Origin of the sequence: Candidatus Methylobacter oryzae, assembly GCF_003994235.2 — a bacterium.
In the GTDB taxonomy this organism is placed as follows: Bacteria; Pseudomonadota; Gammaproteobacteria; order Methylococcales; family Methylomonadaceae; genus Methylobacter_A; species Methylobacter_A oryzae.
In genome coordinates this window covers 304,437-326,785 of the sequence record NZ_RYFG02000121.1, presented here as the reverse complement: position 1 = coordinate 326,785, position 22,349 = coordinate 304,437, and the positions used below count along the sequence as shown (strand labels likewise).

Genomic DNA, 22,349 nt, shown 5'->3' with positions numbered 1-22,349 from the left:
TTATCTCTAACGCAGTGCCCCGCACTGTTCTTCATGCCGACGCTGCTCCGCATGTTTTGAGCAACATCTATGCCGGATTAGCGTCGGCCAAGAAACCTTTATAATTGTGGGAGAAATAATTACAAAAGGAGATCGCCAATGTCTGTTAAACAACAAATGCAACAAAATGAGGGGGATATTGCAGGAAAGCCGACATTGGCGATTAACCTGTTAAGAATCAGGCATTGCGGCCAGACGATTCTCCAATTCGGCATTCACCAAAGCATCGTAATGGCGCTGCAGAATAGAATCGGTAGGACGCGGAAAAAGAGCGGCTTCGATTTCGCTTTGAAGATGGGCCAGAAAAGTCTGCTTAGACGTCGCATCCTCTTGGACTTCCAATCCCGGAACGCAAGCTACATCGGTTTGTTGGGAAGACTTTCCGGAAAACAGTTTGCTGAAAACCGTTGGCAAAAAAGCAAACGCTGCAATTAAAAGCATGGTTAGTAACAATAAAGTAACTTCAAACATATCAATACCTCACTATTAATGAAAACAACAAGTACAGGCCGGATCGATGCCGTACTCTCAATTGCACTAGCAAGCAAATAAAATGCCACGCTGCTTTGATAGCCAATAAGTTGATTATTAATACTAATTTATGCTTTTAAGATTCCCGGCTTGATATTTTTGGAACAATTTGTCAGCAATACTGCAGCACGCTTGCTCGTTGACAAACAATTCATAGAGAGACCTGCGTTTAAATCAATTTATGGCGGCAGTCCTGATTGAAATTGTCATTACGACTTGTTTTTTCAACCGAACCTGCCCATAGACTTACCAATCTCCGGCACAATTTTGGTAGAATATTATTTGTGAATCCCCCTCTTTCGCCACTCCTCTGCTTTGCAGTTTTCCTAAGTACAGACGAGCATCCGAAGCTTTTTCACAAAGCATTCCTTTATTTGCCTGCTTAATTATGAGGTTAACGCTATGGCTCAATCCAACAGCAAAACAGTTCGCATTACTCCGAAAACGGCCGAAAAAAAACCTTTATCGACTGCCCAAAAACAATTCAATAGCCTGACTAAAAAAATCGATCTGCAAAAAAAGCTGCTGGTCGAGTGGAAAGAAACGATTCCTTTGTATCATCAACAAGTCGAGCAAGAATACGAACCGTTGCAAGACGCTTTAACCGAGCATAAATCGCAATGGACGCAGTTATTGGACCGGTTCTACGGCATGCCGCTGTTCAAAAAAACCGATAAGCAGAAGATCAAGCATCTTATTTGCGAAATATCCGGCGATTTAATTGCCGAGTTCAACAAGGAAGAACTGAAACCCTTGTTCAATAAATATAGCGATGAAGACTACGACACTATTGACCAGGAAACTAACGCCGCCGCCGGCGATATGATGAAAATGATCGCGGAAAATATGTTTAATGTGGATTTGGATGATGACGTTGATTTAAGTTCTCCCGAGAAACTCCATGCTCATTTACAGCAAAAACTGAGTGAGCAGCATGAAACTCAAGCGAAAGCGCCTGTCAAAGAGCGTAAAAAAACCAAGAAGCAACTGGAAAAAGAGGCCCGCCAGCAAGAAGAAGAGGCATTGGCGAGCAAATCCGTTCAAGAGGTTTACCGTAAATTAGTCGCCGTACTACATCCCGACCGCGAACCGGACGAACAACAGCGCGAACGCAAAACGGAGTTAATGCAACGCGTCAATACCGCTTACGGCAAAAAGGACTTATTGCAGCTTCTGGAATTGCAGTTGGAAATTGAGCAGATCGACCCGACGCATTTAAGCCAAATTGCCGACAGCCGACTGAAATATTTCAACAAGATACTCAAAGAACAACTCGCTGAATTGGAACAAGAAAATGATCAAATCGCGAGTGTGTTCAAGATGGATTTGAACATGCCCTTTTATATTCCTTTATCGCCCAAGCAATTAATGCTGATGCTGAAAAACGATATTCGGGCATTGCAGGAGAATATAAAGGCCGTTCAAAGCGAGCTGGAAGTATTTGAAAACCCGGCAGAATTTAAAGCTTGGCTGAAAAACTACAAAATCCCGAAAAGAACCGCTCGCGATGATTTGGATGATTTGCTCTTTGGCGGCATGATGCCGTTTGATTTCAGATAACTCGATGCAGGAATAACCTTACGAAACATTAAGAAAAGTACAATTTCCTTTCAATAGGACGCGATAAATTTGCAGAGTCAGTTCCCCTCGATTTGGAATGATTCAAGTGTTGACTCTAACCAACCTTGGCGATTTCGTAAGCTTTGCTTGTTCGCAATATTCCAGCGTGAATGAACTAACCGCTTTGTTAAAACAGACCGGCTTGGGGCTGGTGATTGAAACCGACGCAAAAGCATCGGCGATTAACGCGCGATTAGCCGGATTTACCTGAAACCAATCCTGATTCAGCAATACATGGTTATGTTCATGATAAATGGCGTGATACAAAGCCAACGATTCGGCGAAACAACCGAACGCCACATTCGGCAATAAATTCAACATGCCCGAGGAAATGCCGCCCAACACATAACTCAGGAACGGCGAGTAAGCATTACCGGCATCCTGGCGAATAACCCGATCCCGGCAAAGCCGATAGGATTGTTCATCCAGATTGGCCGGCTCGGCGACATCGATAACCAACAATTTGCGATTGTGTTTTCTTAAACGTTCAATGCTGTCGCTATTTAAGCGGGCATTGGCGTTATGAGTGCAGGTAATCGCCACATCGACTTTGCCAATATCGTCAATATCGGTCGCAATTGTCATTTTGTAATTTTCCGCCATTTGCGCGAGTGCTTTTTGATTCGCGCCAAAGCCTACTAACTCAAACTGCTTGGCTAATAAATGTTCTGTTACCGCAGTGCCTAAAATACCGTAAGGACCCAATACTAAAATTCTGGGATTGCCAAGACTCAAGCGGGTGTTCGCCAAGGCTCTGTCGATGTCTTCGCATAGCAGCGCCGCCGTGCCGTTATCGCCGATAGTAAACAACAGGTCCGGGAATAATTGTTTTAATTCGTGTCCGTCGCGGCCGAATAAACGCTTGGTTGATGCTGCCAGCAGTACGACTTTAGCACCGCGCTTTTGCGCCCAATGAACTGCGTCGATAAAGTGTTTTTTGGCGCGCACTCGGCCGCTTTTCGTCATCAGTTCTTCGGCGGTAATACAAATACCCCGAACTTGGCCCGATACGCCGTTCAGATAAATGCGCGCACCATTGGAATGCCCCGATTTCGGCCGTTTGTTGCCCCAAAATACGTTGCCTTCTGCTTCATCGCGAATGTTGGTAATAATCGCCACATCAATTCGCGGTCGGCCCGATAACCAGCGATACCAGCCGCGATAATCACACAGCACCATTGCTATACGCCATAAAGTTGCTAACCAGCTTGCTACCATCCTTAACCCCCATATTATTCAGAATCATCAGGGTTTCAGTGTAAAAGCCGGTACAGCGTGCAACAATAAGGTGATCTCCGTAATTTAGCGATTAGCCTTGCCGGGTAAGTTTTACTGGGATTCTAATCCCAAACACACTGCCTTTGCCCAATGTCGAAGCAACTTGCAACTGATACCCGCATTGATCGCATAAGGTTCTCACAATAAAAAGCCCCAGGCCGTAGCCGGTGCTGTCGCCGTGCCGGCCTTGCTGGAAAGGGATTGTTAACAGTCGGCAATCGTCTTCAAATAAACCGGCGCCGGTATCGAGCACTTGTATTTCGATATACTGCGAACGGCGTCGTACGCCGAATACGACGCGGCCTTTATGAGTGTAACGAATTGCATTGGTTAGTAAGTTGCTGAGTACCCGGTGCAACATTAAAGCAGAACCTTTTAATTCAATGTTGCTGTCGATATGGCTGAGCCTTAAGCCTTTTTTGGCAGCAGCCGCTTCAAACTCGCTTTGGAGTTGGTCAAACAGCTCAAACAATATAATGCTGTCGGATTGATTGCCTCCTTGCTGGCGAGCCTGACGAATTAAACCTTTAATTAAACTTTGCGCATAATCCAGTGTGGTATTGATATGTTGCGAGACGGGATTGTGCTCTTCCATAGCTTTTAACGCTTCGATTGCGAGACGGATAGAAGCCAACGGTTGCGATAAATCATGGCTTGCCGAAGCTAATAACAGTTGCTGGTTTTTGGCTTCTTCTATCGCCGCCAAACGGTCTTGCTCGGCTTTTATCAACAACTCGGTTTCGGCTTGCCGTTTAACGCGGAGTTCGGCTTTTTGTTCGTTCAAGCGCTTCAGTTGATTGACGACCGCGATAATGAAGAAGATAGATTCCAAAATATAAGCAATCTTTGGATAAGTAAAAATCGACAGTTCAGGGAAAGGATTGCGCCAGAAAATACTCAGCGACATTAAAACGATATTAAAAACGATCAAGGAAACGCCGCCCAGTAAATACAACAATGCCGCAGGTACTTGTTGGCGCAACGCAAAAACGCCTGCAATTAGCGCAAACACCGCATAGATGGCGGCAAGTATAAAGTTCCATTCGGTAAAATAAGAATAAGCGACAAACGGCAAGCTAAGAACAGCCAGCCATATGATGATGACGAAAATATAAAAAAACCGCCGAAACCGCTGCCGCATTTGTAAAAGGCTGATGCTGAACAGTCCATGAGTAATCAACAAACCGATGCTGATTATGTTGGGGGCGTGCATATTCCAAACCGCTTGTTCAGGCCATAAAAACTGGAAATTGTAGCCCTGCGTTTGACAGAGAAATAATAAGCAAAAAATGATTAACAGCGCGTAATTGCGGTTGTCGGCATGACGTATTCCTTGCGGATTAAAGAATACAATCACGGCTAAAATCATTAACATGCCAAAAATAGCGCCGTTAAGCACATCGTTTTGAGTATCCAGTTGCGCCAGTTCTTTTGCGGTTAACAGCCTGGGTTGTAGCGGCGTTTTGCCGTGTGTGCGGTAGTAAATATAAAAAGTCGTCGTACTTTTTGCGGCTAGCTGAACGTCGGCACATATGAAACGGTTAGGCACAGGGCGTTGCGTGAACGACGTCTGCCGGTCCAAGCTCAACAACGTTTCCAAGCGCTTATCCTGGGCTTTAAACAAATACAGAAAAAAGGCATCCGGAATACCCAAGGCCAATAAGCGGCTAACAGTAGTTTCGCCGGCATTATTGATTGAAATTTTTACCCACTGCCCCGCATTATCAGTCAGCGTAGCGATGTTGACTATGGAATCCGCTGGAGGCTGAACCAGTTCTTGCATGCAGCCGCGTAGAGCCAATTGTTCAGCTTGCAGCTGACAGACGCCGTCGTCATGAGCCATAATAGGCCGGCTGATAAGCAAGAATCCTATCAACAACACATTAACCGCAACTCTGAACACTGCTCCCGCTAGGCAGTTAAATGCATTATTTTTCAAACTATTCCTGATTTTAAGTAAGCTCAATGCGTATTATTTTGGCAGACGACCATGCTATTTTTCGTGAAGGTTTAAAACTGTTGTTACAGAGCCAACACGATAAAAACGTTATTGCTGAAGTTGAAAATTTAGAGAATCTCAAAGCCGAAATACATAAACAACAGGCAGATCTGCTGATATTAGACTATCACATGCCGGGCGGCGACGCGGTAGCTGTGCTCAGCTATTGTAAAAAACGTTATCCCGAACTCAAAATCATCGCTCTGACCGGGGCTCAATCCGGTCGAATACTAAAACAGCTGGTTGCAGCAAAAGCGGATGCGGTACTATTAAAAGATGGCGCCTCGGCTGAATTATTACTTGCCATTCAACAAGTCATGATAGGCAAAAGCTACTTTTCCGAGACGGTTAAAAATTATATTGCCGATGTAAATTTCGAATTAAGCGCGCGCGAATTACAAGTACTGAAACTGATTTTCTCAGGTTTGGTAAATAGAGAAATCGCCGATAAACTCGCTCTGTCGCCTAAAACCGTCGATAAACACCGGGAAAATATCATGCGTAAACTTCACGTTAATAATCTGGTCGAATTGATCAATAAAGTACATCAATTGAAATTGTTTAGTGAAGTTTACGATTAATCTTCGCTGAGTTTATAGCCTTCCTCTATCAAGACTCGCCTTACCATAGCACGCTCAAGCATCAACCGGTAATATCTTAAACAATTTTCCGGCAGCATAATTCCGGTCTTGCAGGCCCAAAACCCAACATAAAACAAAGCCGCATCGGAGATGCTGAAAGTGGCATAGCCTTCAGCCGGCAACCGTCATTAACGACAGCCAATCCGCGTTTAACGATGTCCATGCCCTGCCCCCTGACTGCACTCGGTAAAATAACGACGATTTGCCTCGATCTTCAAGCCATTTATCCCTGCAACGCAAAGGCAAGACCCGGTCATAATCCGTCTGTCATCAAAACTTAACGATTCTGTCATTCGATGTTCATCAACTCGACACGAAACTGACACCTGAATTCTTTAAGTTATCCGCAGTTCTATTTACCGATGTGGATAACGATGAAAAAATCAGACGCAGCAATACAGCTTAAACCCGCCAAACGTTTGGAAAGCTTTGTTATCGCCAGGGATGGTGTGTATGCCGGGAACCTGTCGGGAACAGGTTCGGCAGCAATCGCCAGGGATGATGTGTATGCCGCAGGCCAGCGGGTAACTGGTACAGCAGCAGAAGCGGAAGCCCTGATAAAGGAAGCCCAAGCCTTGCGTTTCCGCGTATTTGCGAAAGAGATGGGCGCCAAGCTTAAAACCGAATCGGAAGGCCTGGATTATGACGAGGTGGACAGCTATTGCGACCACTTGATTGTCTATGACAACGTCAATAAGAAAATAGTCGGTTACACGCGCTTGCTGAATCAGGATCAGGCTGAACGTCTCGGCCGCTTTTATTCTCAAAGCGAATTCAACCTGGACCAGGTGTTGACATTACCCGGCCGCTTCCTGGAAATAGGCCGGACTTGCGTTGACCCCGATTATCGCGGCAGCGCGGTACTGACAACGCTTTGGTCGGCACTGGTTCAATACGCGCTCGAAGGACAGTTTAACTATTTACTCGGTTGCGCCAGTATCACTCCCGGCCCCAGCGGTTTTGCGATCGATGCGGTTTACCGGAATATCGATGCCAAAAATATTGCGCCCTCCTCCATTCAAGTCAATCCCAGCATTCAAGTGCCCGCTGAACTAAGATGCGAACGGGACGAATCGGGTATTCCTCCTTTGCTTAAAGCTTATTTTCGTTTCGGCGCGATGGTGTGCGGCGAACCTTACTGGGATGAAGACTTTAACTGCATGGATTTATTCATGCTGTTACCGCTCGACCAATTGCAGGAGCGCTACAGCAAACACTATATGAGAGACTATTGCAAGGATCAAAAAGCCCCGTTATCAACCGTCGCAGCCCTGTAAGACCGGCGATGAAATCGAAAATACGCCTGTACTATAAACTCCTGCAAATCGTTATCCTGTTTATTCATGGACTGATACTCGCGGCAGGTGTTTTTCCGGCACTGAGTTTTTTATATTCGGCCCGCGATGCCAAAATCAAAAAGGACGCGATCAAAACGCGCTGGCTGCAAAGATTCGGCGCTATTGTTAACCTGCATGTCATCAAAGACGGTGAGTTGCCGGAGCGCCGGGCGATGCTGATCAGCAACCATATCTCCTGGCTCGACATCATCGTCATCGGCCAATATTTACCGGCTTATTTTGTCGCCAAGAGCGATATTTCAAGCTGGCCTGTGATCGGTTATCTAGCCAGACAAGGCGGCACTGTTTTTATCCGTCGCGGCGATAAACAGCATATCCGCGCTACGGCCGAAAAAATGGCATGGTTGTTAAAACAGAACGGCAACATTGTCGCTTTTCCTGAAGGAACCACGACTAAAGGCGACGAAGTTTTACACTTCCATTCCTCATTATTCCAGCCGGCCCTGTTAACCAAATCGGCCATTCAGCCTATCGTCCTTCAATATCGAGGTGCGGCCAAAGAAACTGCGCCTTTTGTCGGCGACGACGCTTTCGTTACGCATTTAATCAAAATACTGGCGATGGATAAAATCGAGGTACGGCTTAATTTTCTTCCGGCCATTAATAGTGCAGGAAAAAGCCGTCATGCAATCAGTGTCGAAACCAGGGATATGATATGGAAAAAATTGTCGGAAAATTTGCCGATGGATAAAGCTGAGTTAAGCAGCTTGCCTGCTCAAACCCTACTTATGCCCTTGGCTATAAGCCAGCTTCACGCACGTCCGAGACTGTGAAAGTATTATTCCAATCGACTTAAAAACCTATGCACCACGAAGAGCACAGAGAAAATAAATTCAATGCATTGAAAAACTTCGTGTCCTTCGTGGTGAAATCTTTCATTTTGTTCTAAATCGAATACTTTCACAGCCTCGTCCGCACACTGACGAAACTCCGGCTACAGCCTCTTCTCTTTTATGACTGGTATAAAATTCCCTGAACTCGAACAGCTTGAACGCATTATTGAACAATTAGGAGACCGGGCCCAAATCGAGGTCGTGGAACGGATTCAATACCAGGACCATGAATTCCCGATTCATTGCATCACGCTGGGCTCTGATCGCACCGACGTCCCCGTATTGGCTTTTTTCGGCGGCGTACATGGGCTGGAAAAGATCGGTTCCGAAGTCATCCTGTCTTATATGGAAACCATCAGCCAGTTGTTGGATTGGGATCGGGAATTCCTGGCCCGGCTGGAAAAATCCAAACTGGTCTTCATGCCTATCGTCAACCCGGTCGGCGTTTACATCGGTACACGCTGTAACGGCAACGGCGTCGACCTGATGCGCAATTCGCCGGTCGAAGGCGTTGGCGCAACCCGCATTTTCAGCGGCCACCGCATCACTCCTCGCCTGCCCTGGTATCGCGGCGACGAATCCAGAATGGAAAAAGAAGCGCAAGCTTTATGCAGCATTGTGCAACAACATCTATTTAATGCGCCGTTGTCGATCGCTCTGGATTTGCATTCGGGATTCGGCATTCAGGACCGCTTATGGTTTCCGTATGCGTCGCGCCTTACCCCGTTTGCTTTTCTTCCGGAAACCTTGGCTTTAAAAGAACTATTCGATCGCTGCTATCGACACCATATTTACCGGATTGAACCGACCTGTCAGGAATATATGATTAACGGCGACCTGTGGGATTATCTGCTCGACGATTTTGTGCAACGCTTTGAGGCCGAACATTTATTCCTGCCGCTGACGTTGGAGATGGGCTCATGGCTTTGGCTGCGTAAAAGTCCCATGCATTTATTCTCGCGGCACGGCTTGTTTCACCCGCTGTTGCCCCACCGCCAACAACGGATTTTCCGGCGGCATTTCATGCTGTTCGATTTTTTACACCGCAGCCTGTTGTATCCGCAAAAATGGACGCAGCTTAAGCCCAAGCAAAGAGCCGCTTATGAAAAAAAGGCTTTAGGTTTTTGGTATGAATAAAGCACTGGGAAAAAACTGGATTCTGCTTCGCGGCTTGGCGCGCGAATCGGGCCATTGGGGCGCTTTCGTGCCGCTGTTGCAAGCGGCATTCCCGGATGCGCAAATAACGCTGCTGGATTTGCCGGGCACCGGTTGTTTTCATCGGGAAACCACTCCAACCACGATCAACGCGATAACCGGCAGCGTACGCGACTGCGCAATGGACCAAGGCGCCTTACAACGGCCGGCAACGATACTGGCGCTTTCGCTGGGAGCGATGGTTGCCTGGGAATGGATGCGCAGCTATCCCGGAGACATTTGCGGCGCAGTGCTGATGAACACCAGCTTTGCCGACGTCAGCCCGTTTTACCGGCGGCTACGTTGGCAAAGTTATATAGATTTTATCGCACTGGCGACGATGCGCGATGTGCATGAGCGAGAATCGGGAATTCTGCGATTGACCAGCAATCGCCGGAGTCAGCGTAAACAGACCCTTCGCGCTTGGGAAAACATACAAAATAAACACCCGATAAGCCTTAAAAACAGCTTCCGCCAGATTATAGCGGCGGCAACTTATCGCCCCGGCAACATAAAACCCGAGCAACCGGTTTTATTATTGAACGGCTTAGGCGACCGCTTGGTAGCTCCGGCCTGCTCCGAGGCGATACATAAAAAATGGGACTTGGAACTTCGGAAGCATCTCTGGGCCGGCCACGACCTGACATTGGACGATGGGGCTTGGGTGGTGATGCAATTGAAGAATTGGTTAAATCAGGAATAACTGATTAGCGCTAGCTACCAGCCAAGCCCTCCAACGGCTAGTTCAAGGTATGGCGCTCGACGCGCCATACCTAAAGTAAATACAAAGCCAAGCGGCAAAATCTTCTCCGAATAGCTATACAATAAAGATCATCCAATCTCTGCTTGATTCGCTACGCATCCATTTAAGGCTGCCTCCAGCTTTTCAATTTCTCGCTGTGGATCAGTCCACCAGTCTGACGACCAAATACGATGCAACTTCCAGCCCAAGCCATTCAGAACCATCTCTCTCAACCTGTCTCTATCCCTCGCCGTGGGCAACGAATGATAAGTAGCACCATCGCATTCAATGCCAAGAATATATTTGCCGGAATTTTTCGGGTCGACGACAGCCATATCGATTCGATACCCGGAGCATCCCACCTGAGGATGAACGATCCAGCCTTTATTGCGTAAACTACGGATCACCTCAACCTCGAACGGGCTGTCCGGCTCTCGTCCGGTGGATACCGACTGCTCAGCCAGAGCACGCGGCCCTCTTTCTGCAAACTCCAGGTAATGTTTCAAATCGGTAACGCCGGCAGAGCGAGACCTGGACAGATCAATTTCATCAGGCCGGATCGAACTGTAAATAGTAACGCCCATCCGGGCGCGAGTAATCGCAACGTTTAGCCGCCGTTCTCCCCCTTCCTGATTGAGCGGCCCAAAATTCATCGGCATCCTGCCTGCGGCGTCCTTTCCATAAGTCACAGAGAACATGATGAAGTCCCGCTCGTCGCCTTGCACATTTTCCAAATTTTTAATGAAAAGACGTTCGGAGCCATGTTCCTGAATACGGCTTTCAAGCAGCGGTGCTTTACGCAGCTCTTCATCCAGCAGTTTTTCGATCAGGCGCTGCTGGGTTTGATTAAATGTGACCACGCCCAAGGTGAATCGGCACAATGCGTCATCGCTAAAGTGAGATACGATAGCGCCGACTATCGCCTCGGCTTCGGTCCGGTTGGTCCGGGTCGCGCCACGGTCGTAAATTCCTTGCACAACTTCAAGCTTCACCGCGACATCATCGGTAACCGGCGAAGGAAATGTGATCAGCCTGGAATCATAATACCGGTGATTCGAAAAATTAATGAGACTCTCGTGGCGGCTGCGGTAGTGCCATTCCAAGCGAAGCGTCGGCATTCCTGCCCCTAAACATTCGTCAAGAATACTTTCCAAATCTTTTACCGGCTGATTTTCGCTGTCGCCGTCTATCTCACTATCGTGATCGGAGCGCCCGAAGAAGTTAGTGGGCGGTAATTGTTTCGGATCGCCAACCACGATTAATTGACGACCGCGCGCTATAGCACCTACCGCATCCCATGTCGGAATCTGCGAGGCCTCGTCGAAAACCACAATATCGAAGTTTGCGTGAGATGCATCCAGGTATTGCGCCACGGAGAGCGGCGACATTAACAGGCAAGGCTTCAGTTTAGGAAGCAGCGTTGGCACGCCTTGTACGAGCTTCCGCACCGGAAGGTGGGCTTTTTGTTTGGCCAGTTCCCTGAGCAATAAGGCCATTTCGGCATCGGGTTTCCGCCCGTCTTGGTTACGTGGAATTTTCCCCGCCAGGACAGCGGTAATATATTGTTCGGTAAGATTCTGGAAGCGCTCGTCAAGCTGTTGGAACTCCTTGATTTTCCGTTCGTGATCGGCGCTTGAAAAGTTGCGGAGCAATGGCTCTCGATCAATAACGCCTTTTAGCCACCAATTCCGGTAGGAGTATTCGCTAAAATCTTCCAAGTCGGCCGCTTCGATGTCGCCGCTTTCCAAAGCTTCAATAACGCCTGCCAAACCCGATGCAATAGCTTGGTTACGTAGTGAACGCCAGCGACACCAACCTTGTAAGCGATGACGATGTGAACTCCAATCGAAGAGCGTGGCCAAAATCCGACTCGTCAATCCAGCAGCGCGGCTGTCACCGCCGGCCAACTGCTCGTTTGAGTCGGCAAGTTCGATAACGGATTCAAGTTGCTGTTGAAAATCTCTCCACGCATCTCTAAATGCGCTCAACTGAGCAGCCAATAGACTGGCTGAGCCGAGCAGCCCCCGCTGCTCACCGCCAAGCTTACAAAATCGTTCCCTCACCCCCTCATATTTTGCCGCATCGAGCATACCGGAAAACGATACCAGTGCCTGATTGGCGCTATCGCACCAAGATTCATGCTTACGAACATCCTCCCAATTTGTCTCGTGCGCCTTATACTCGACGTCCAGCAATTCGGTTGCGATAGGCTCGAGTTTTTCTAGCGCCTTATCTTCCTTATTTAATCTTCTCAGTGCCTCCAAAATAAAGGCTACATTCGTTTCTTTCGGCCGTTTACGATTCAGTGAATAAAAACGCAAACGGCTGCGAACGGAACGCTTGGCGAACCAGCGCTTTGGCCACCAGGCAAGTAAAGCCGACTGCCAATCTTCGGCCAGCCGTTCGCCGTCGGCCTTAGCTATGCCTGGATTGAATAACGAAGATAGTTTATCCCAATGCAACTGACGTTGTTCGCCATGTCTGCGTATTAACTGGAGCTGGGTCAGCGCCGTATTATCATTGCCGCGACGGGCCAAACCGGCCGGCACTTGCGGTACTTGCAACAGAACACCTGCCAGGCGGTCAATTGATCGGTATAAATCCGCCGATGCAGCCCCCAAATTCAGGCCGAAAATTTGTTCAATCGGAACTGCGCCATTTTGCAACGCCACCGTCCGTTTTTGGAGCTGCTGGCAGTGCTGAAACAACTTGTCTGCCCAAGCATTGGTCCAATCGCTGTAGCTGATCGCGGACAACGGATTGTCCCTCACTGAATCTAACTCGCCGGCAACCGCCTGCATTGAACGGGAAAGTTCTCTCAACTGCTCCAATTCGTCAATCGAGTGGATTTCCGGATCGGACCAAGGCATTGGCGCTGCGTTCCAGTGTTTAAACTCAATGGCGGTCCCGATGGCTGATTGTACCGTCAGCCCGTTGCGATGCTCTTTGTGCAGAACGCGAACAAAGTCATTAAGATTAGCCCTCAGCCCCGACAGGCGTTGAGCCTCGCGTTTCCAACCTTCTTCAGTAAATCGGTTGGAGACATCCAAAGATGCCCTTAACTGCTCCAACACCTCGGTTTTACGGGCTTTTGCCGAATGGAGTTGAAGACAAAACGGCCCAAGGCCTATCGACACCAAACGACGGTGCACAACATCGAGCGCAGCCATCTTCTCCGAAACAAACAGTACAGTTCTACCTGTACCTAAAAAATGGGCAATCAAATTTGTGATAGTTTGCGACTTGCCGGTACCGGGAGGTCCTTCAAGGGCAAAATCGAATCCTGAACAAGCCCGGCTAATCGCATTCAATTGCGATGAATCGGCCAGCATCGGCGTCAGTAAGCTTTCGGGCGGATGACGTTCATCCATATCGTGCCGTTCCAACAAAGAATCGCCCGTCCCCATCGATTCGCGCGGCCGCTCAATCAGGTGATTCACCACCTTGTTTCTTTTCAGTTGTTCGGAACGGTCTTGCAGATCCTTCCACATCAAATACTTGGTGAAGGAAAAAATTCCCAGATAGACTTGGTCTTCCAGGACCTCCCAACGAGGAATTTCTTTTACTGCCAATCGGAATATTTGCCAAATAGCCGCTACGTCCACGCCGCTGTTGTCGGTCGGCAAAGGCTCAAGTCCTTTTAAGGAAAGTTGAAAATTTTGACGCAACAATTCCATTAACGTGGGATTGACAATGGCTTCATCGTCGTGGCGTTTAATCGCATAACCTGAACGCACGGACTGACGCGTCAAGGTCACAGGAATCAATAGAATCGGCGCCATATGGGTTTTCTCCGAGCGCTCGTCCTCCGCCCAGCGAAGAAATCCCAAAGCCAGGTACAGGGTATTCGCTCCACCTTCTTCAAGCCCCAATCTAGTAGCGCTGTAAATTTCGTAAAGACGCCCATCGAGCGTTTTGGGATCGACATCGGCCAGTAATTCCATTTCACGCATAGCCTGAATAGCGGCGGCCCGGAGCGGATCTTCGCCCGTTCGTTGCCGTGCAAGCTCTGACACACGCGGGTCACTGCCCTGCATGATTTGCGGCAGGGCGTGGAATTTCCATTCTTGGCCGTCCGACAGCGCATCTTCGAGTTGACACGGGTCGGCCACCCGCAACGGCAGTGCAACTTTGGTAGGCTTAAAGTTGATGAGTCTATTGCGTAAGGTCAAATCAAGCAGCTTGGCTTTCCATCGCGCCAATCGGCCTTCGGGACTTTCCGGGATAATATCCTCATCCAGAAGAACGGTTTCACCGTCCAAAGATGGAAGAGCGGGCGGCGGTTCGATCTCAGGTTCTCCGCTAATCGGTTCCGGCGACGTATCAACCGGCAGTTGTCCTCGACTCGGTAACGGCAGCACTTGCTCGATTCGAGCGCGACGCACATCAATCGCAAACAGGAATTCAGACTCATCCTGAAGATGGTTCAACCCAATCTCGCATGCTCCACGCAATGATCCGGTAGGCCGATGAGTCAATATAGTAGTTTCGAAAGCAATCAGTTCTCCGCTGGTAATCCGTTTGCGGATAGCTTGGGCATCGTCAAATACAGGTGTCGGGAAACTGGTATTGATGAGCCAGCAGCCAACCCAAGCATGGCCGTTTTTTAATAATATGATGGGATTGAGGCCGGCTTGTTCCATACAGGACGCCAGCAACATCGCAATGTCCAGGCAAGTGGCCACTCCGCCCGACAGAATGCGATCCGGGGTCCGGATTTTTTGCCCGTCCGTACCGAACGATGCGGGAGGAGAAATGTAGTGAATATTAAGAGCACCGATAGAATTATAGATCGCTGAAACTTGAGCCCAACACGCTTCGCGATTTTTACTCTGGTAACCATTCATCGACGGCCCTTTTCCCGCCTTGGTCAATAACTCTCCAGCGCTATGGATTAAACGGTCCACTACCGGATTATTCGGCAATGAAAAAGCCGCCAGCAACTCCGGCAATGAACGGGTGCCGGCCCATTGATCGTATGCCAAAATTTCGACCGGTTGATCCGACTGAAAAATTTCGCTGTCCTCGGACAATACTTGCACGATCAAACGGCCATATTCCCGTTCCGTTAATTCAGCCAAGTAGGTGTGATTGAACTTCAGGTCCAGCGGGCTGATTTTGCGCGTTTCGCCGGCCCCCAACAACTCGAACCGGAAGCGAACAACATCGGCAAAAGACGGTTCCGTCCGAACAATAACCTCAATATTTCGGTAATCGTGGGAATTGCTGTCTTCGCCGTCATTAACAAGAGTCAGGCTGCGCAACAACGGAACATGATTTTGATAGGATGCATAGCTAACTGTTGGGGCAACGTTGATTTCGACAGTTAGACGTTGTTTGTTCATTTCTTCAGTGTGATTGGGCACAGCGCTATTCCTTCGGCTTTAAGATATAGAGATGTTTGAGTCTTAATAATTTCGAGTCAGGGAAGTAGTATAAACCGCACAATGTGACTACGCCCAATTATGAGTGGCTACAATAAAGTTTATTGAACCTTACAGGCAATACTACTCGGCTGTCGAAACCGGCAATCCAGCCTAATTTCAAAATACGTTCACAGCCTCGTACCTTTCAAAATAATCATTGCAATTAATCGAAAGGTACAGACAACCTGCCTGCAATTAACAATCTTCAAAGATCGAAATAATTAATCGCGCCAATCAACGGCGTACGCGGGTTTAACGACAATTTCACCGACACCTTATCGAGCAAAGGATCGAACCGGCCTTTAGCTTTAAATGCCCGGATAAAGTTGCCGTCCTGCATCGCCGGCAATATTTTTGGCGCTATGCCGCCACCGATAAATACGCCGCCGACAGCCAACGACTTTAACGCCAAGTTGCCTGCTTCGGCCCCGTAGAGCTCTACAAAAAGCCTGACGGCTTCGGCGCATAAAGGATCTTTGCCGGAAATGCCCAATTCCGAAATCACCGCATTCCTGTCAATATCGCTGTTTATATCCGGAATCTCGGGGCAAGACGGCGCAAAGCCCTGCTCACACAAAAAATCGTATAAATGGCTAAAACCGATGCCCGACAGCAGGCGTTCGTAACTGACATGCTCGGGATAGATTTTCCTAAGATAAGCCAGCAATCGGTCCTGCTGGGTATTTTGAGCCGCAAAGTCGCTGTGGCCGCCTTCGGTCGCCATCGGATAATGCTTGTTGCCGTCCCAATAGAGAATGGCTTCGCCCAAGCCTGTTCCGGCGGCAATAACGGCGATATTGCCCGCTTGCGTGCCGGCATTCGGATTCAACTCGACCAGATCCTGTTCGGGCAGGTACAACATGCCCAACGCCATCGCTTCCAGGTCGTTCAGGAGCCTTACTTTAAAAGTGCCCAGTTTTATTTTCAGCGCTTCCGCATCCAATATCCACGGCAAATTAGTCGTGTGGCAACGTTGGTTGACGACCGGTCCGGCAACGCCGAAACAGGCCGACGTGATCTCCGCGTCGGCGGGTAAGAAAGCTGACAAAATGTCGTCAAACTCAGGGAATCGCCGGCTTGAGTAGATTTCCTCCTTTAAACATGCCAGCGAACCGTTTGCGTCCCTGGTAAAAATCGATAATACCGTTTTCGTTCCGCCTATATCTCCGGCCAGTATCATAATGTTTCTCTCTCGTTATTCTTCAGCAGATGGATTAATGCATCGAGGATGCCGTTGGCGACTTTGTGCGGCGGTAAGCGATAGATCTCCTGCCATGCCGACGATACATATTCGTCGTAATTATCTTTATTTTCAGGGTGATCCTGCAGCCAGATGATTCTTACGGCGTGACCGATAATAATATCCGTTAACAAGGTATCGTCAATACGTAACGATGCGTTTTCGCGAAAAATGGCTGCGATGGCTTTTAACGCCTCAACGGTTAATTGCCGGTAAACAGGAGCTTGTATTTTATTCAGCAAATGGCTGACATGGTTCTTGAAACTTTGCTCTCCGGCTGTTGATTCCGACAAGATATTTTCGCTATCCAGGCGGTTTTTGCTGTTCAGTTTGTCGCCTATCGTCAAGCCTTTGCAATGATGCAGCGTCTCCCAGACACCGGCAAAAAAAGCATCGTTTTCGCGGCCGACGCTGCCTTGCTGCTCGCGCCATTGATACCAATCGACAGTTTCGCCCGGTTTTACCGGGTCCATGTTTGTAGGGAAACGCGCGCCGGTAAATTCATGGCGTTCACCTTCATAGTGCAGCGTTTCAGCCTGCCCCAGTTGATTTTCGGTATCGCCGTAATCCTGCAACGTTTCTTTTAATTTCCCGAATAATCGATAAGGCGATAAAGAAAGAAGCTCGTTAAAAGCCTGATCCAATGAACCGCAGCCTGACTCGCGCTTTTGCCGGGCGACCAGCAATTGCATGATATGCCCGACGCGCACAGTGTGCATATCGGTAAACCATTCAGGATTCGACTTGATCAGCATACCCAGATAAATAGTTAATTCCTGGATAATAATGGGCTCGCTCGCATCGCTATTATTGTAGGTACGGATAATGCCCAGGATGACCGACGAATCGGCCGGACGCGTCAACGTTGCCCTGCCGCTGTACGCACGGCCCAAAGTCAATGCATGTTGACGAACCAATATATCGGTGGCCGATTGTTCCAGGTTGATGTCGTATTTGCCCAGTAAGCCGGCACAACGCCTGACAATGTACCAGGCATGCAGGTCTCCTGCGCATTGATAAACGTCCTCCAGCAAGTCGCGTACGCAGCAGGCCACCTCATCGACCACCGGCAAACCGGTGTTGTAATCCAGGCCGTGGCGAAGACTCAGTAAACTTAAAAGTTCAAGTTGCGCGTAAAGATTGGTATTGGTTTTTAATTGCTCGATCAATATTTCATCGCCGCTGATTTCCCATTCCGTCACCGTGTAAGTGTCCAACGGCAATGAAGAATTTGTATCTATCGGCAACACCATGAAAAAAGGTCGGTAGGCTTCTTCCCAGGAGGCTTTGGAAAATTCAAAATCATGCAGATAATTAATCTTTTCATGGCTTGATGATTCCGCGAAATCGGCAAGCGTACCCAACTGCACCGGAATGCCAGACATGGAACCTTGCTGCAGTTCTTTGATAAATTCAATCAGCACTTCACGGTTATGGCTACCCAGCATATTCTGTTTTATCGATATAACCACCAACGGATTCCCTGCCCTGTCCCAATGGTTATGGATATAAGCCAGCTCCAGCCGCAGTCGTTGAATCAGCATGCGGTTGTCCATCGCCAGATAGAAGCCTTTTTGACTGAGACACTGCGGCAAGAACAGCAAACGCTCGCCGGCCAGGATATACATTTTGGACGTTGCCAAAGTCCGCAACTGCCGCAACGGCCTGCCGGTCAAGCCGATGCGGTCGTTTCTGCCGACATGCGTATAGGCGTCGGCAAGTTCGTTGGCTTCCCTGATCTGGATAGGCGCTATGGAGGCCAGTGTTTGAGTGCGAATGCCGTATTTTATTAAGCTGTTTTGTACGGATTCATCCTGGGCAAGTATCTGAATTTGCAGACTGCAATCCTGAATTTTTTTAACGGCTTTGTGACGCCCTAACGGATCGACATCCTCAATCTCAAGCAGACCATCCTGAATCAAGCTGCCGAGTATAAAAAGGCTTTGCGCCCAAACCAGCGGAATATTTTCATTCGGCAACCGTTGCTGGCTGTGTGCGTTAGCTTTTTCGGCTGCAATTAAGTCTTTCGGGACGATATAAAGTTCCGGCAATAATTGCCGGCCATCCTGTTCAACCAGCAGATTTTCCAATTTAGCGCGATAACGCAAAGCCGTGTCGTTATCGCCGCTAAACAACTTGTTGAGCAATAAATAAGTAAAAAACAACGGCCATTCGCATTCAATATCCATGAATTGTTTTAATTCGTGCGGATCGTAATGAAGACGCTGGCTGTCTTCTATGACGGTTTGATGGCCGTCCAATAAAAAGCGCTTGCAGCCGTATCGGCCTTCCAGTTTCTCGCAAATAATCGCTTCGGTTTTTGCCCGCAGAATTTGATTATCGACAGCGAATGCCGGAAATCCGGTAATGCTAAGCACGGCGGAATCCGTCTCTTTGGAAATCGATTCGCGGGGCAGCAGCGATTCCAGAGTAATCCTGGTGCGGGCGATGTCGTCGCTAATCACATGCACGACCGATGCTTGCCCGCCCTCCTTGCCGAACAGGTTAAAGCCGGACAATGCTTCCAGCGCCGCTTTGGCCATGCCGATTGAACTGGCGTTCAGCTCGGCAATGCCATGATTGGTTTTGTGGCCGCGCTCCCAGATACCGTAGTCAGGCGTCCGGTAAGTCCGGCTGACGTAGTGCACCAAGTTCTGCACAAAATTGACTTCATCGATTGTGAACACGATGCGCAAGCCGGACGCTGTCATTTGCGCAAGCATTAACAAAAATAAAGACGTAGCGTCCAGTTGCAAATGCCCCCATTCATGATCGCCGACTACGATGGTGCCGGATTTGGTATCGTATTTTGCGTGCAAGGCATCGAGCGGATTTTGGGTATGTTTGAATTTCTCGACTTTGGCCGCTTGCCGCATCATCGCGGTCAGCAGCCCGCGCATCAGCTTGACGACGCTTTGCTCCAGCAAATAAGCGCGTCCACTGTTTTTTTCAGCCCGCCGGTAAGCCAACGCCAGCCCCCACGCCGAAAGAATGCTGTAAACATTATCCCTGACCCAGGCGTCGGTATAATTGCCGTGCACATTGACCGCGGTGCTGGCCGGCAACAAACCGGTCACCCAATCCTGCCGGCTCAAAATAATGTCTTGTACTTGCCGGAAATAACTGTCTAGTTTGTCGTCTTGAGTCGGGTTCATATTTAATTAATCCATTATTTTAAAGATTGACGCTTAGGATAGCCGATCGGTCTCGCCGAGGCGCGGCTATAATCCTTTGGAAACCATAATAAACTGCAATTAACGCGCCATAACTGAACAGGCGGCAGACAGGATTATACCGGCCGACACGGCTTACGCCGCTGTTTAAAAGCAATAACGATCTAATACTGGGAGTTTGGAATGGATTTGCACCAATTTGAGATATAAACCGGTTTCGTGCACTAAAAAAGCCCAGAAATATTCGCGGTCGATTGATAACAAACTTGCTGTTCAAATAGCGAACCATACTAAACAGCACTTATCGCAAGCAGACTTTCCAGATTTTACGACTGCCAGGGATGGCGGAAGTGTCGCAATCGGTACGACTGCCAGAGACGCAGGAGGTAGGCAAAAAACCGCTCCTGCGTTTTCTGCATTCGCCACATCCCTGTGGTTTAGCAACGCAGGAGCAGTTGCCGAGGGAACCGATGCGGCCGACTGCCAGTCGTGCCTTTCGTGCTTTTCGTGGACGCTACATAACGCCGGATACTTAATATAAAGGCCTGAACGTCTATTCAAAGATAACGTAGTGATTGTTGCCGAGGGATAGGATGCCGCCGATGTTTCAGTTCGGCATGGGGGGGTAACGGTAGGAATATGCAGGTTAATTTACTGGGCAAGCCGCTTTAACTCGCTTGGCTTTGAACGGCTTGCGTTCAAGGCGGGATGCCCGGCACCGGATAATGCAACCGAACGCCCCACCTTGAACTTAACCTCGCCGGAAGATATGACGATTGTAATTGTGGTGAAAAAACAGACTGCTTGCCAATAAAACAAACAGCTGGAAAAAAGCGGTTCCCGCTATCGCGAAAAGAGCCGCCAACAAAACCAATACAGTGATAATTTTCATTGTCAGTTCTCCAATATTTGCTTAATTCGAGCGCAAATAATCCTCCGTTTATGTGAGTAAAACAAGCGATTTGATGTTTAATTGAGTCCGTGTTTCAGCCCCCTACCCCGCGTCCTGCCTGACAGTTGTTAATTTGCAACAGCCTATTGGGAACGGCCTTAGCCTTTAAAAAAAGAGTTTATTCATAACATCGGATACCGTTAAACAAAGCGCCCGCTGCTGACGGGCAGCTATGATTTTTTGTATAAAAGCAACAGAACAACAGCAGCTGTCCGGCAGAAATAATTGCTTTAATTCAGTCAAGGAAGCGCAACCGCTGCCAAGACTCCGGGGCTTGTAACATAACTTTCATATACGTTTGTTAACATTTGAATCCTGTCAATTTCTATTGGACGCTTTTCGGAATGAATGACCGATGCCGATGATCACGGAAAAACTAATCGCAAAAAACTCAACATATACCGTTCAAACGGTTATCGCCCTTCTTACTTTGCGAGCCAAAGTTTGATTATGAATCACACGACTTACCGAACCATCTGGATTTCCGACCTGCATCTTGGCTCTACTCAATGCCGGGCCGACGTTTTACTCGACTTTCTAAAGTACAACGACAGCGAAAAACTGTACCTGGTCGGCGACATTATCGATTTTTGGTCGCTTTCGAAAAAAATGTATTGGCCCAGAGACCACAACACAGTCATTCAAAAAGTCCTGCGTAAAGCCCGGCACGGCACACAGGTCATTTACGTACCCGGCAATCACGACGAAAACGTCAGGCATTACGACAGCTATGTCTTTGGCGACATTACGGTTAAAAACTCGGATGTGCATCTGACGTCGGCCGGGAAACAGTTCCTGGTTGTTCATGGCGACGAATACGACAGCATCGCCAAATGCCATAAGTGGCTCGCCAAAATCGGCAGCGACGGCTACGATTTTTTGATTGAAATTAACCGCTTGCTGCGCATCGTCAGGCGTTGGTTCGGTTTGCAGTCGAACTTCTCGCTGGCCGCCTTTGTTAAATTCAAGGTCAAAAACGTGGTCCAATTTATTTCCGATTATGAAGAAAGCATCGTCAGCACACTCAGGGATCAAAAGCTCGAAGGTGTTATTTGCGGACACATACACCACGCTGAAATCAAGGACATCGACGGCTTCTTATATATCAATACCGGCGACTTCGTGGAGAGTTGTACCGCAATAGTGGAACACTTCAACGGCACGTTGGAATTGATACGGTGGAATAAGGTTGAAGTCGCTATCGCCGATGATGAAAGAGATGAAAGACTCGAAGCCGAAATGTAATAGCCGGTCCCGAGTCAGCACTCTTGCTGCGCAACACGCTCTTCGGCATGACTCAGGACAAGCCTTGACTGCATTCCA

The 22,349-nt window shown here is 48.4% G+C and carries 14 protein-coding genes; 7 read left to right on the top strand and 7 right to left on the bottom strand.

Going from position 1 to position 22,349, the window contains the following annotated elements:
• Window positions 1–210: 210 nt before the first annotated feature.
• Window positions 211–510 carry a hypothetical protein gene (locus EKO24_RS22175; protein ID WP_127026650.1) on the bottom strand — a complete coding sequence of 100 codons (300 nt, stop codon included), beginning with the start codon at window positions 508–510 and terminating at the stop codon, window positions 211–213.
• A gap of 462 nt (window positions 511–972) precedes the next feature.
• On the opposite strand from EKO24_RS22175, the gene EKO24_RS22170 reads away from it, so the two are divergent.
• A complete protein-coding gene (locus EKO24_RS22170; RefSeq protein WP_127026651.1) occupies window positions 973–2,130 on the top strand; it encodes a J domain-containing protein in 1,158 nt (385 codons plus the stop codon).
• Between the two features lie 102 nt (window positions 2,131–2,232).
• On the opposite strand, the gene EKO24_RS22165 is transcribed toward EKO24_RS22170, so the two are convergent.
• Window positions 2,233–3,408: a hypothetical protein gene (locus EKO24_RS22165; protein WP_127026652.1), complete on the bottom strand. Its 1,176-nt coding sequence runs from the start codon at window positions 3,406–3,408 to the stop codon at window positions 2,233–2,235.
• A 91-nt stretch (window positions 3,409–3,499) separates the two neighbouring features.
• Entirely contained in the window at window positions 3,500–5,407 is a 1,908-nt protein-coding gene (locus tag EKO24_RS22160) for a sensor histidine kinase (RefSeq protein WP_136949080.1), read from the bottom strand.
• A 26-nt stretch (window positions 5,408–5,433) separates the two neighbouring features.
• Here EKO24_RS22160 and EKO24_RS22155 point away from each other — a divergent pair, with 26 nt between their 5' ends.
• From EKO24_RS22155 to EKO24_RS22130, 5 genes are all read left to right on the top strand, one after another.
• Window positions 5,434–6,048 (top strand): LuxR C-terminal-related transcriptional regulator, encoded by a 615-nt coding sequence (locus EKO24_RS22155; RefSeq protein ID WP_127026654.1) that lies wholly within the window; start codon window positions 5,434–5,436, stop codon window positions 6,046–6,048.
• A 434-nt stretch (window positions 6,049–6,482) separates the two neighbouring features.
• A complete protein-coding gene (locus EKO24_RS22145) occupies window positions 6,483–7,385 on the top strand; it encodes a GNAT family N-acetyltransferase (RefSeq protein ID WP_127026655.1) in 903 nt (300 codons plus the stop codon).
• 8 nt (window positions 7,386–7,393) lie between these two features.
• A complete protein-coding gene (locus EKO24_RS22140; RefSeq protein WP_127026656.1) occupies window positions 7,394–8,239 on the top strand; it encodes a lysophospholipid acyltransferase family protein in 846 nt (281 codons plus the stop codon).
• A 180-nt stretch (window positions 8,240–8,419) separates the two neighbouring features.
• Window positions 8,420–9,436 (top strand): M14 family zinc carboxypeptidase, encoded by a 1,017-nt coding sequence (locus EKO24_RS22135; protein WP_127026657.1) that lies wholly within the window; start codon window positions 8,420–8,422, stop codon window positions 9,434–9,436.
• Window positions 9,429–10,196, top strand: a complete 768-nt coding sequence (locus EKO24_RS22130; protein ID WP_127026658.1) for an alpha/beta fold hydrolase — start codon at window positions 9,429–9,431, stop codon at window positions 10,194–10,196. Before EKO24_RS22135 ends, EKO24_RS22130 begins: the two co-directional genes overlap by 8 nt.
• A 128-nt stretch (window positions 10,197–10,324) precedes the next feature.
• Here EKO24_RS22130 and EKO24_RS22125 read toward each other — a convergent pair whose 3' ends face one another.
• From EKO24_RS22125 to EKO24_RS22460, 4 genes are all read right to left on the bottom strand, one after another.
• On the bottom strand, window positions 10,325–15,601 hold the full coding sequence (locus EKO24_RS22125; RefSeq protein WP_127026659.1) for a DUF4011 domain-containing protein: 5,277 nt from the start codon (window positions 15,599–15,601) through the stop codon (window positions 10,325–10,327).
• A 265-nt stretch (window positions 15,602–15,866) separates the two neighbouring features.
• Entirely contained in the window at window positions 15,867–16,841 is a 975-nt protein-coding gene (gene glk, locus EKO24_RS22120; protein WP_127026660.1) for a glucokinase, read from the bottom strand.
• On the bottom strand, window positions 16,838–20,056 hold the full coding sequence (locus EKO24_RS22115; RefSeq protein ID WP_127026661.1) for a phosphorylase b kinase regulatory subunit alpha/beta: 3,219 nt from the start codon (window positions 20,054–20,056) through the stop codon (window positions 16,838–16,840). Before EKO24_RS22115 ends, glk begins: the two co-directional genes overlap by 4 nt.
• A 769-nt stretch (window positions 20,057–20,825) precedes the next feature.
• Entirely contained in the window at window positions 20,826–20,966 is a 141-nt protein-coding gene (locus EKO24_RS22460) for a hypothetical protein (protein WP_154671607.1), read from the bottom strand.
• 510 nt (window positions 20,967–21,476) lie between these two features.
• On the opposite strand from EKO24_RS22460, the gene EKO24_RS22110 reads away from it, so the two are divergent.
• On the top strand, window positions 21,477–22,271 hold the full coding sequence (locus EKO24_RS22110) for a UDP-2,3-diacylglucosamine diphosphatase (protein WP_127026662.1): 795 nt from the start codon (window positions 21,477–21,479) through the stop codon (window positions 22,269–22,271).
• Window positions 22,272–22,349: the final 78 nt, after the last annotated feature.